Genomic DNA, 11,859 nt, shown 5'->3' with positions numbered 1-11,859 from the left:
GTATTTGCGGTAATCAAATATGATCGAAAATTTGATAATCGATATTATCTCAAATACAAATCAGCATAATTTTTTCACTCTTTTGCTTGCATGGGAACACAGTTCATCCTGAATTTTTTTAGGACTCAAAAATGACCTCGTAGAGGTTAAACATTCGTAGAAAAATAGTCGAATTCCTGGTTTCGACCTCAGGGAGGTCGTACAACATGGAGCAATGTGGTAAATGTGCGACCTCCCTGAGGTCGGAAAACGCTTATCCAGGCTAAATTCTACGAATATTCGACCTCTACGAGGTCATATACCGCCTTTTATAAAATCCGGGGTGATTCATGTTTGTATACTGAACAATTGCGCTACGGCGCTGCCGTTCTCTTTGCATTTTGCAGGTACTGCCGGTCTACGGCATGACCTTGAATTTTTTATTGATGCCGGACAGGAAACCATCCATGGAATGCAGCCGCAGCCGTCCGTTGATATACTCCATGCGCAGATCTTCAAAAGTTACCTGGTCAAAATACTCCGCCATCAGCGGTGCCTGATTGATGGAAACGTACATTTTCAGATCGCCCAGTATGGGTGAGAACAGGTGATAGTATTCGCTATCCGGATTGTAGTCTCCCAGGGTAATCCCGGTATTCCAGCTGACATTTTCGACGTAGTAATCCAGCATTTTTTCGACAATATCCTCCTTCATCTCCTGGATCAATCCTTCACGCTCCTGCATCCGCTTATCGTATTCCCTTGATTTTTCGTAGGGCTGACGGGCCGACCAGAGCTCGATCCGGTTACTCACGATCATCCGGATCCGCCGGCCGAGGCTGGGGATCTCCCAGAAACGGATCGAACCGTCGCGACTGACACTGACCAAACGGTCTCCTTCCGGACTAAAGACCAGTTCTTCAACATCCGAGGTATGCACCTCGCTGGAAATGTTCATGATGAGGTCGCCGGTGGCCAGGTCCCAGAGTTTGATACTGCGGTCGGCACTGCCGGTAGCCATCATCAGGCCTTCCTGGTCAAAAGAAACGGTCCACACATCGGAAGAGTGACCTTCGAATTTTCTGACCAGTTCACCGGTTTCCGGGTTCCACAGGCCGGCCATATTATCCGTCCCGCCGCTGGCTACCAGTCTGGCGCTGTGCGACCATTTTACGTCCCAGACTTCATCGTCGTGTCCTTCCAGGGTGCGGATCAGTTCTCCCGTAGTCACGGACCAGATCCGGATCTTGTGATCGGCGCAGGAAGTCACCAGTCGTTTGCCGTCCTTGCTGAACGCAACGGAGGTCACATCATCGGGATGCCCGCTGAGCGTCTGGATGCGAATACCCGTGATCACATCCCAGATCACGGCCGTGCGATCGAAACTGGCACTACAAACGAATCGGCCGTCCGGACTGAAGCTGAGATCACTGACATCATCGTTGTGTCCTTCCAGCAGTGCGATCCGCCGGCCGGTAATGATATCCCAGAGCATTACTTTTTTATCCACTCCCCCACTGGCGATGATCCGGCCGTCGGGAGAACAACGCACCGCCAGGATATCATCTTCGTGTCCTTCGAGGGAGTAAATGATCCGGCCATTAAAGGCATTCCAGATATCGAGCGTTTTTCCGAACCCTCCCGTTACCAGGAAGAGGCCATCTCTGGAAAAATCAACTGCTTTAATGGCTTTTTGGGTAATAATGCTTCTTTCGAGCAGAACAGTGTCCGTGGAGATATTTCCTTTTAGCAGGGAAAATGAGCTAAAAAAGAGGGTAAGAAAAAGCAAAGCTTTATTCATCTTCAAACAGTTTAAGTGTCGTTATTTAGTGCTTACTGAGGAACCGGGTCCGCGGGGAGGGAATGGCGGAACCACGATGGGAGGGAAAACGGTTCACTGGATAATGTGATCACATTATCCAGCGCTATGGGTTTACGGAAATTGATGCGCTTTGTTCCGAAAAATTATAATTATTTCTATTTGTTTCGAAATCTTTTCACTTCGGAATTCTTGTTCTCCGCATTACCGGAGATTTGCTTTTTTTCTTCCTAACTTTCCACCCTAAAAGACCAGACCAATGGAACCGATCAGTGTATTCGACATGTTCAAAATAGGGGTTGGCCCTTCCAGCTCACACACGCTTGGCCCCTGGAGAGCCGCACAGCGTTTCCTGGCGGCCCTCGCCAAAAAGAGTGATCCCTCCACGGTGGCCCGGGTACAGGTAGAACTGTTCGGCTCCCTTGCACTCACCGGTGAAGGACACGGCACTGATCTCGCTATTCTGCTGGGTCTCAGCGGTCAGGATCCCGAAACCATTCCACTGGACGAAGTGCAGCGCATCCCCCAGGCGGTCCGTCAGGAAAAGCAGATCCACCTGTACGGTACGCATCTCATTCCCTTTACGCTGGAGCAGGACCTCGTCTTCCATTTCGACAAATGCCTCGCTCAGCACGCCAACGGCATGAAACTGCACGCCTGGGACGAAAGTGGGCAAATCCTGCATACGGACACCTACTTTTCCATCGGCGGCGGCTTTGTACTGAAGGAAGGAGAGACCATCGGCGAGGAGCCCTACGTGGAGCTTCCCTTTCCGATCTCCACCGCTACCGAACTGCGCCGGTACTGCCTCAACGAAAATGCCAATATCTGGGAGGTCGTCCTGATGAACGAGAAATGCTGGCGCAACGGCCTGGCCATCAAAAAGGGCCTGCTGCAGATCTGGGAAGTGATGCGCGATTGCGTTTTCGAAGGCTGCCACAAAAAGGGCGAACTACCCGGAGGCCTGGGCGTTAGCCGCCGGGCCGCCGGTATCCGGCAAACGCTGCTCGGGGTACCGACCTACGAAAATGCCGATGAATTCCTTCGCCTGCTGGCTTCCCGGCCTTACAAATTCCAGCAGATCGTGAAGTGGATCGGTTGTTTCGCCATGGCCGTCAACGAAGAGAATGCCAGCTTCAGTCGGGTGGTCACCGCCCCCACCAATGGTTCGGCGGGTGTGATCCCGGCCGTACTGTTCTACTACATCTGCTTTGCGGACGTCAAAGTGAGCGATGACGATATTGTCAAGTTCCTGCTGACCGCCGGGGAGATCGGCAGTATCTTCAAAAAGGGATCGACCATTTCCGCTGCCATGGGTGGCTGCCAGGCCGAGATCGGGGTGTCCGCCGCAATGGCGGCCGCGGCCCTGACCGAAGGACTCGGCGGCACTGTCGGGCAGGCGCTGATGGCCGCCGAGATCGCGATGGAACACCACCTCGGCCTCACCTGCGATCCGGTAGGTGGCCTGGTCCAGGTACCCTGCATCGAACGCAACAGTATGGGGGCCGTTAAAGCCATTACCGCCGCTAACATTGCACTGGAAAGCGATCCGGATAAGGCCAAGGTCCCACTGGATAATGTCATCAAGACCATGTGGGAAACTGCCCAGGATATGCATACCAAATACAAGGAGACCTCGCAGGGTGGGCTGGCGGCGAATATTCCGATTGTGGTCCCTGAGTGTTGAAACGTATGAAGGTGGAAATGTGTGAATGTTAGTGTGTTAAGGTTTGGTTTTTTTGGTGAAATCTTGCTTTCCATTTCGTTATAGATAGGTAGGATGCTTACCGTAGGTAGTGTCTTACGAACATGGGGCCATGGCAGTCCTGTCAGCGGTAAAACGGTACCTTTGATCCCGCTTCTACGCTTGCGGTTTCCCTGCGCGCAACCCTCATCTCTCTCACCATTCAAGTGTAGTTTATGAAATGGAATAAAGTGCTCGTGGTCTTACTGATTCCAGTGGCCGTCAATATCCTGTCCAGTTGTTGCGAATGCCTCGAAAGCATGTTTTTCGATTATACCAATTGCTCGATCTCCGTTGAGGAACTCGACAATTCCCGACTTCAGCCGGAGGTAAGTTCCAACAAGATGATCCTGAAGGAGGCCTTCGGGCTGAGGGTAAACGTAGAACGCAAACAGGACCTTTGTCACCAGAGATCCACACCGCTGTTCGTGACCTCTGCTTTTGCTTTCAGCTGTGAATGCCCGCCGGAAACCGTATTCCAACCTCTGGACAGCATACTTACTATCCAGATAACCACTTTGCGGGATTTTGATGATACTCATTTAAGCGGAAGCGATGTAAGCGAGTATTTCAGCGTGCTGCTTTCGACCGAGTTTATCTCTATTGATGAATTCATCTCTAATCTCCGGAATGAAGTATACGACCTGGAATACGATATTCTAAAATTTGATCTGATGCTGATGACCCCACCACCGGCCACCGGAGCTCACCAATTCGCCGTATCACTTGAACTTTCTGATGGCCGGGTGCTTAGCAAAAGCTCCTCGATAATTGATCTGCTATGAAAACCCAATCGCTTCTCCTGGTTTTGGCGCTGATTTGGGGGGTTCATTTATCCGGTCAGAACAACCCACCGGCATTCGTAAGATGGCAATTGCAAACCAATGCCGGCATCGCCCTTCCTCTGGCAAAACTAAAAACCGGTGCAATAACCGATCTGCTTATTGACTACGACGATCAATATGTGTATTGGCAATTCATCACTGCGAATTATTTCTTCGCTTCCAATTGGGGGCTGAGTGTAACCATCCAGGGAAACCCGTTTACGGATCCGAATAAAAATGGAGAAAGGCTGCTACAAACCTTAGCTGCCAGATACGAACAAAATTATCTGGTCACTTCCGGCCCCTTTAAATACGGGGAAGAACCCAACATAAATACCAATATATATCTGGGGGTCGTCTATCGAAAGGATTTCAATAAGATCAGCCTGATCCCCAAATTGCAGATCGGGGCTACTTCATTTTACGCCAAAAGGTCGAATGTTTACCTCAAGGAAATAAATAGAAATAATCACCTCCAGATCACGTACCAGAGCAATAGGGCAAGCACCGCGCACGATGGTTTTACGGTGATGACGGGCCTTACCCTTGCCTGTCATCTGGGCAAGCGGTTTACCCTTGATCTCCATACGCAGTTATATGGTTTCATAACGCAATTCTCGTATACGGAGCAGATCAGGAATACCTACACGGAGGCCATCGAGGTGAATACTTATGATTATGACCGTATAAACGGCACGTTCTCCGTCGGGTTGGGGATAGGCTATAAATTTGCACCTTGAAAAATTAGAATATTCGAATATGACAGATGATCCAATGTCTGAGCCTGAATGCCTCCACGATAAAGTATTAACAGCTATCTTATGTGCTCACCTTTTATCCTCAAAAGTCCCACTTGGATTTATGGAAAATAATGCTGATCCGGACGATCTGCAGGCGTGGTGTTATGCGTGTGAGTATTTCTTCCAGAAAAAAAAGAAGATGAGCCGTCCGTTTAAAAAATTTAGTGCAGCCAAGGTGGTTTGTAGGCAATGCTATGAACAGGCACGGGCCACTCACAGTATTTGATTGGCCTCTGCAAGATTAATAATCGAAGTACCGCCTTTTGGAAGATAAGCATTCAGCTCATCCGCACCACCTCGTCTTCCACGATCACAAAAACCGCATCATCCGGACCTACCGGCAGGGTTGCTAGTCCGGTAAATTCCCCGAATGCCGGCAGCAATCCCTGGTGCCGGCCGAAAAAGAAGCAGGGTAACTTCAACCTTTGCCGGCCGTTCCCGTGAAGTCGCACCCCGGGGTGGATATGTCCCGCCAGATTATACCCCTCATCACCCGAGAAATCTTCCAGTGGATGGTGCGTCAGTAAAAAAGGCTTAAGCTGCAGGCCGTTGAGATGCACTTTTAGCCCGGCCTGTTCGTAGAAGGACGGATCGAGAATATCGTGGTTACCGGCGATCAGCTCAAAGGAAACGCCGCTGAACTGGTCCAGCAATTCACAGAATTCCATCCACTGCCGGTTGAACTCACTGTGGAAAAGATCGCCGAGAAAAAGTACCCGTTTGGGCTGGAAATCCCAGATCACGCTGATGAGCTTATCCAGATTGGCATCGGCCACCGCCAGGGGCACCGCGATCCCCGAGCGTCGAAAATGCCGGGCTTTGCCTAGGTGAAGATCGGCGATCAGCAGCGCTTCATGCTCCTGCCAGTAGATACAGCGAAAAGGATGCAGGTACAGGTGCTGTTCCGCTACCTGTACCGGGTATTTTTTTATTTCGGACATCCGGCAAAGTTAAGATACATTGCGGGCCGGCCCAAGTGAGAAACGGTAAGCATGGCGACGATCCGTTTTGCGGCCCATGTCCATACCGGGTGCAGTCCGGTGCCGGGACTGCGATCCAAGGGTATTGGTCCGTCGGCGAACAGATGGTTACCAAAAGCACAAATTTTACCATTCGGGCTTAACCTATGGCCGCGTATTCGTGTTATATAAATAGCAAGACAAATAAATTTGTTGAGGATTGGATGACAATCCGTACCAACGATCACCAAAACCAAATAAACATGAAAGAAGGCTGGGTATTAATTTTCACTGCCAACGAAACCTATCAGGCAAAGATCGCCGAAGACGTATTGAAACAAAATGGGATCGAAAGCCACATTTTGACAACTCCGGATTCCGTGATCCCCTCTCTGGGAGAAGCAAAACTTTATACGGTAGAAGAAAAAGCGGAACATGCACGCAAGGTACTTGCCGAGAACGATTTAATTAAAGCAGAATAAAACTTAAAATGACTGACTACAATCCACTAACCCCAGAAGAAGCCTATATCATAGAACACAAAGGAACTGAAAGACCTTTTACCGGAGAGTACAACGACTTTAAAAGAGACGGGGTATTCATCTGCCGCCGTTGTGATGCGCCACTTTACGATTCAAAAGACAAATTTGATTCCGGATGCGGCTGGCCCAGTTTTGACGATGAGATCCCCGGAGCAGTGCGCCGCGAACGCGATGCGGACGGACGCCGGACCGAGATCCTTTGCAACAACTGCGACGGCCACCTTGGACACGTCTTTATCGGGGAAAGACTGACCGATAAAAATACCCGTCACTGCGTGAATTCCCTTTCCATGAAATTCATCCCCCGGGCGGAATGGGAAAAACAACATCAGGAAAAAAAAAATCAGTAGCCATCTTCGCAGCCGGCTGTTTCTGGAGTAAAGAATACGCCTTCAGCCGGCTGCCTGGTGTTATTTCCACCCGGGTGGGATACACCGGAGGCCATACCGATGATCCATCCTACCATACCGTTTGCGGGAAACTCACCGGCCACGCCGAAGCCGTGGAAGTGACTTTCGATCCGGAGCAAACGGATTTTACTACACTGGCCAAGTATTTTTTTGAGATCCACGATCCATCCATCGATCGTCGGGCGAAGGGTGGGCAATACCGTTCGGCCATTTTCTATACGGATGAGGAACAGTTCAGGATTGCCCAACAACTGATCGCAGATTTACAGACCAGAGGGATCGAAGCGGTAACCGAGTTGCAGGAAGCTACTACCTTCTGGCCCGCCGAAGCCCGCCACCAGAAATACTGCGACACCCGCGGCATGGAACCGACGGACCGGTATACTAAGCGGTTCTGAGGATCGAAAGTTTTGGCTGTTTGGAGTCCAGGAAATTTGGACTTCAAGAAGTTCGGAACATTAGGAAGTTGAAAATGACAGATTACCTTTGATCTCTCAACTTCCTAACGTTCAAACGTTTTAAGACGTAAACACCCTTCCAACATTATTCAAGTCTAAAAAGTCGGACAATTTTTCCGCACCTTGATACCCATCCGACCGCCGTCGGTCCGGTAGGTCAGGGTCAGATTGAGGAAATAAAGACCGTCATTGCGGGAATCTCCCCGGCGATAGGGTTGCGTAGCTTCATCGGAGCCCGGAATAATATTGGGATTACTGAGGGCGGCCGCCGTCGGACCGTTGCCCAGCAGGATGTCCTCATACACAACCGACCGGCCGCTCACATCATCCAGATAATCGGTAAAGAGGAAGCGGGTACTGCCCTCCACGAGCAGTGAAATGCGGTCACCCAGCCAGAAGCGGATACCCAGACCGAAAGGGATGGCCGCATTGAGCTGATTGTACTTGTCGTCGTATCCATCGATCCCCTGCCCTTCCGTTCCGAGCGGTTGCAGATCGATGAGTTCTCCCTGAAATTCGGTTTGAGACTCGAAGTAGATACCGCCAATCCCTCCGAAAAGGTAGGGTGTCAGCCCCGTACTGGGTCCGAAATTGGCGTCGATCATATTCCATTCCAGCAGAATGTGGGCATCGTAGACGGTGCTTTGAAAATTTAAGCCCGGCACATTAGCGGAGTTTTCATCGGCGGAACTGATCTTGGCGTACAAACCTTCCAGACGCCCGGAAAAACGGGTAAAGGGAGAAAAGCGCACCTGAAAGCCCAGTGCGGGTTGCTCGATCGCGCTAAAATCCAGGAAATTATCACTGGACAGTTCGCCGCGATAAAAGGCGGCACCGGCCGTCACCCCGATCTCGGTAGTTTGGGCGCGAAGCATATAACCGGTAGCTAGTAATAAAAGGAGTAGCAGTTTTTTTTGCATAAAGAGACCTGTTCGGAGGTTGATAATAATTCGAAAGGTACGGCACTTTGAGCAAAACCAAAAAAACAAACGCCCGCATTGATGACAATGCAGGCATTTGACCGCTATCTAAATTGGGGATAGGAGGGATGACGTGTATAGAAAATGTTTTTTGTTTGGATAGTATGTAATACGGGATCGTTAAATTTATCAAACGAACACTCTTATGACGGAGCCGGTCGGGGCAGGTCACTGAAGCAATAGAAAAAAATTTAATTTTTATTTAAAAGGTACTCAGGCAGGCACGGATCGGGCCACCCGAATGGTGCCGGACAGCCTCCGGTAGTCGGTCAGAGCCATTTTTTCTTGCGGAAAAATACCATCAGTCCGCCGGCCACGGTGATCATAATGGCCCAAAGCACGAAATATCCGTATTTGTATTGCAGTTCCGGCATATGCTGAAAGTTCATCCCGTAGACGCCGGCCAGAAAGGATAAGGGTATAAAGATGGTGGAAATGATGGTGAGCACCTGCATCACATTGTTCATCTTGAAACTGATCTCCGAGAGATACAGATCATAGAGGCCGTTGATCATATCCCGGTAAGTCTCGATCATATCCATCACCTGTATGGTATGATCGTAAAGGTCGCGCAAAAAGATATCCGTTTCTTCACTTTTTACCTTGTGGTCGCTATCCGTAAAGCGATTGATGGCCTCGCGTAGCGGATATACCGCCTTGCGCATGGTGAGGGTCGCCAACCGGAGTTCGTGAATGCGACCTTTGGTCCGGGATTCCGGATTGGCCATGATCACCTCTTCCAGATTATCCACCTGTTTTTCTATTTTTTCGAGGGTAACCAGATAGTTGTCGACCATATTATCGATGAGGGCGTAGGCCAGATAATCACTCCCGCGTTTCCGGATCTTACCACTACTGCCGGCCAGACGCAATTCGATGGGGGCAAAAAGATCCTCGGCCCGCTCCTGGAAAGAAACGGCAAAATGCTCTCCTACAAAAATGCCTACCTGTTCCGTCTCAATTTCCAGTTCGGATTCATCGAAATCCAGAGAACGGATGATGAGAAAGATCCCGTTATCGTATTCGTCGAATTTGGGCCGCTGGCTCGTATCCAGTACATCTTCCAGCGCCAGCGGGTGGATCTTGAAAAAGCGACCAACTTCTTCGATCAGTACCACATCGTGCAAACCGCGTACGTCCAGCCAGGTGACGTAAGAAGGATCCAGCCCGATATCCGGCATGGCGTTGGAGAAGCGCTGAGCGTTGTAGATCGACTCATTATACTGGATCAGCTTCAGGTGGGTGTCTTCCGTTTTCTTCTCTCCCGTAAAGATCAAACTACCGGGTGGCAAACCAATCTTACCGCGATTTGGCATGAAGCTATTTTTTAGGATGTTATTGCAGGATACACCAATTTTGGTGGTTTCTCCCGGATAGCGCGCAAACCAGCAGATCGACATTGTCTTTCCACCGCCCACTGCCCTCCGGGATCAGCCAAAGGTAATGCATACCAAAGTTAGGAAAAAAAATTTCTGCGCTTTCCTCCATTAACCTACCTTTGTTGCGGGATATTTGCAGACCGGCCCATCCGGGCCCCATCGATAAAAATCCGGCATGAAGAGCATAAACTGGCAATGGTTGGGCCTGGCAATCGCAGCGGTTATCCTGCAATTGCTATATCTGCCTACCCGGCTGGCCGGTTTCGTGACGGATTTTACCGGATTGGCCGAACGCATCGAGACCCACGGCGCAGCCGGAATACCCGGTAGTTTCGGTTTCCCCGCCCTCCAACCCGTATCCAGTGTTTTTTATTACTTCTTTTACCACAGCTACAGTCTTGAAGGCTGGGGCTGGCACCTCAGTATGACGCTCCTGCATACGATCAATGCGGCTTTACTGTTCTTCCTCGTGCGGAGACTGCTGGGATCGGGCACGGAACGTTCGGCGCAACTCCCGGCAGCAGCCGGAGCGTTGCTGTTTCTCTTCAGTCCCTACGCCACCGAAGTGATCGTATGGCGGGTAGGTTTTCACTATCTCCTGGTTACCACTTTGCTGCTCGGCATGCTCTGGCACATAAGCCGCTGGCTCGAAACGCCAAAGGCCACTATATTTTGGACTATCCTGGGGTTACAGATCGCCGCTTTGCTGACCTACGAACTGGCCGTCATTGCACCCATACTCGGCCTGATCCTGATCCTGTGGCAACACCGGCGGGGTGAATTGAAAGAAGCACTCTACCGGCTGACCATCCCCCAGTTTTCGCTGGTCGGATTGTATTTCGTAGGCAACCGGGCCCTGCTGGGTAGCTGGATCGGACACTACGGGAGCGAAGTGCATCTACAGTTCCCGCTGGGGGATATGATCGCCAATGTAGGCCGGTATTTCGTTAAAATGGCCGCCTTCAGCCGCTACTGGCCCCATCCCTGGAAAGAAAGCGTGGCCGTCTGGTTGCGGCAACCATTCGGACTGATCCTCCTCACTCTGCTCAGCCTTGGCCTGCTGGCCTGGATGTTCCGAAGCTTTCGACACGTGGATCGCCGGGCGCAGTTGACCTGGGCTTTCGGTCTGGCCACCTTCATTGCACTGGTACCGGTACTGAATTTGTATTTCAATTATCTACTCCACATCGAGAACGACCGTTACGGCTATCTTCCCGCCCTATTCTTTTATCCGGCCTGGGTGGCGCTGCTCAGCCGGCTGCCCCGCGGCTTATATTATTTTCTGACCGGGGTTTACCTGTTCATTTCAATCGGATTACTCCAGCGTACGAACCTGTACTGGGCCCAGTCTACCCGGGTCTACCGGACTTTGCTGGATGATTTTCCGGCCTACGATCGAGACAGTTGTTATCTGTTGAATTTGCCCGACAACCTGCAGGGAGCGCCCATGTTCCGGGATTTTTCGGGAAAGGACCGCGCTTTTGCCGACGCTTTGCAGTACGTGAAGCGGCAACCCTACAGCGGCGTGCTGGAGGAAGTAGTGCAGTACAATATGGTGTTCCCCACCGACGGCGTGCTGGTAGAACCGGATAGCAATGACCTGAAGGTGACCTTCCGGCAATGGGGCAACTGGTGGTGGCGACGGGGCATCGGCGCTTCGAGTTATCGGGATTCCAGCTTTATCTTTCACAATGAAGGCCACCATTACCGCCTCGAGTGGCGGGACCGTCCCCGGGCCGCCGCGATCCTCTACCAGGACGGTAGCAACTGGCACTCCTGGACGCAACAGGAATGATCGGTGGATGATCCAAGGTGTTTTGTAGAAAATAGATCTCCCGGACCGCTAATTGGCTTAAATTCAGTTAATCAGGAACCCTTCCGGATGTTTTACACAAGCTCGGTTTTGTAAATTTTTAAAGACCGGGCCTGCACCCGCGAAGGACCTTCCTCATTATCCTAAGACAA

Annotated in this window: 12 protein-coding genes; 8 read left to right on the top strand and 4 right to left on the bottom strand. The window is 50.8% G+C overall.

Going from position 1 to position 11,859, the window contains the following annotated elements; all coding sequences use genetic code 11:
* Positions 1–397: 397 nt before the first annotated feature.
* Positions 398–1,780 carry a WD40 repeat domain-containing protein gene (locus CRP01_RS23615; RefSeq protein ID WP_099152575.1) on the bottom strand — a complete coding sequence of 461 codons (1,383 nt, stop codon included), beginning with the start codon at positions 1,778–1,780 and terminating at the stop codon, positions 398–400.
* Positions 1,781–2,057: 277 nt separating this feature from the next.
* On the opposite strand from CRP01_RS23615, the gene CRP01_RS23610 reads away from it, so the two are divergent.
* From CRP01_RS23610 to CRP01_RS23595, 4 genes are all read left to right on the top strand, one after another.
* Positions 2,058–3,485, top strand: coding sequence for an L-serine ammonia-lyase (locus CRP01_RS23610; protein WP_099152574.1), 1,428 nt, complete (start codon positions 2,058–2,060; stop codon positions 3,483–3,485).
* Between the two features lie 233 nt (positions 3,486–3,718).
* Positions 3,719–4,327, top strand: coding sequence for a DUF5034 domain-containing protein (locus CRP01_RS23605; RefSeq protein WP_099152573.1), 609 nt, complete (start codon positions 3,719–3,721; stop codon positions 4,325–4,327).
* Positions 4,324–5,106, top strand: coding sequence for a hypothetical protein (locus CRP01_RS23600; protein WP_099152572.1), 783 nt, complete (start codon positions 4,324–4,326; stop codon positions 5,104–5,106). The genes CRP01_RS23605 and CRP01_RS23600 overlap by 4 nt, the downstream gene beginning before the upstream one ends.
* Positions 5,107–5,125: 19 nt before the next feature.
* Positions 5,126–5,392 carry a hypothetical protein gene (locus tag CRP01_RS23595; RefSeq protein ID WP_099152571.1) on the top strand — a complete coding sequence of 89 codons (267 nt, stop codon included), beginning with the start codon at positions 5,126–5,128 and terminating at the stop codon, positions 5,390–5,392.
* A gap of 52 nt (positions 5,393–5,444) precedes the next feature.
* Here CRP01_RS23595 and pdeM read toward each other — a convergent pair whose 3' ends face one another.
* Positions 5,445–6,107 carry a ligase-associated DNA damage response endonuclease PdeM gene (gene pdeM, locus CRP01_RS23590; RefSeq protein WP_099152570.1) on the bottom strand — a complete coding sequence of 221 codons (663 nt, stop codon included), beginning with the start codon at positions 6,105–6,107 and terminating at the stop codon, positions 5,445–5,447.
* 281 nt (positions 6,108–6,388) lie between these two features.
* Here pdeM and CRP01_RS23585 point away from each other — a divergent pair, with 281 nt between their 5' ends.
* Genes CRP01_RS23585 through msrA form a run of 3 tightly spaced genes read left to right on the top strand, consistent with a single transcriptional unit; the run spans position 6,389 to position 7,475 of the window.
* The gene (locus tag CRP01_RS23585) at positions 6,389–6,607 is read left to right on the top strand and encodes a putative signal transducing protein (protein WP_099152569.1); all 219 of its coding nucleotides are present in this window, start codon (positions 6,389–6,391) and stop codon (positions 6,605–6,607) included.
* Positions 6,608–6,615: 8 nt separating this feature from the next.
* The gene (locus CRP01_RS23580; RefSeq protein ID WP_099152568.1) at positions 6,616–7,017 is read left to right on the top strand and encodes a methionine-R-sulfoxide reductase; all 402 of its coding nucleotides are present in this window, start codon (positions 6,616–6,618) and stop codon (positions 7,015–7,017) included.
* The gene (msrA, locus tag CRP01_RS23575; RefSeq protein ID WP_099152567.1) at positions 6,981–7,475 is read left to right on the top strand and encodes a peptide-methionine (S)-S-oxide reductase MsrA; all 495 of its coding nucleotides are present in this window, start codon (positions 6,981–6,983) and stop codon (positions 7,473–7,475) included. The genes CRP01_RS23580 and msrA overlap by 37 nt, the downstream gene beginning before the upstream one ends.
* Positions 7,476–7,630: 155 nt before the next feature.
* Here the strand turns inward: msrA and CRP01_RS23570 are convergent, their stop codons facing one another.
* Complete coding sequence (locus CRP01_RS23570; protein WP_099152566.1) at positions 7,631–8,455, bottom strand: DUF6089 family protein; 825 nt, start codon at positions 8,453–8,455, stop codon at positions 7,631–7,633.
* 329 nt (positions 8,456–8,784) lie between these two features.
* Positions 8,785–9,831: a magnesium/cobalt transporter CorA gene (gene corA / locus CRP01_RS23565; protein ID WP_170110510.1), complete on the bottom strand. Its 1,047-nt coding sequence runs from the start codon at positions 9,829–9,831 to the stop codon at positions 8,785–8,787.
* A 238-nt stretch (positions 9,832–10,069) separates the two neighbouring features.
* Between corA and CRP01_RS23560 the strand changes: the two genes are divergently transcribed.
* Positions 10,070–11,689, top strand: a complete 1,620-nt coding sequence (locus CRP01_RS23560) for a hypothetical protein (RefSeq protein ID WP_099152564.1) — start codon at positions 10,070–10,072, stop codon at positions 11,687–11,689.
* The last annotated feature ends 170 nt before the right edge of the window (positions 11,690–11,859 follow it).

It is taken from the genome of Flavilitoribacter nigricans DSM 23189 = NBRC 102662, assembly GCF_002646595.1.
Taxonomy (GTDB): Bacteria; Bacteroidota; Bacteroidia; order Chitinophagales; family Saprospiraceae; genus Flavilitoribacter; species Flavilitoribacter nigricans.
Note: the sequence above shows the minus strand (reverse complement) of the source record. Positions and strands in the feature narration are given on the sequence as shown.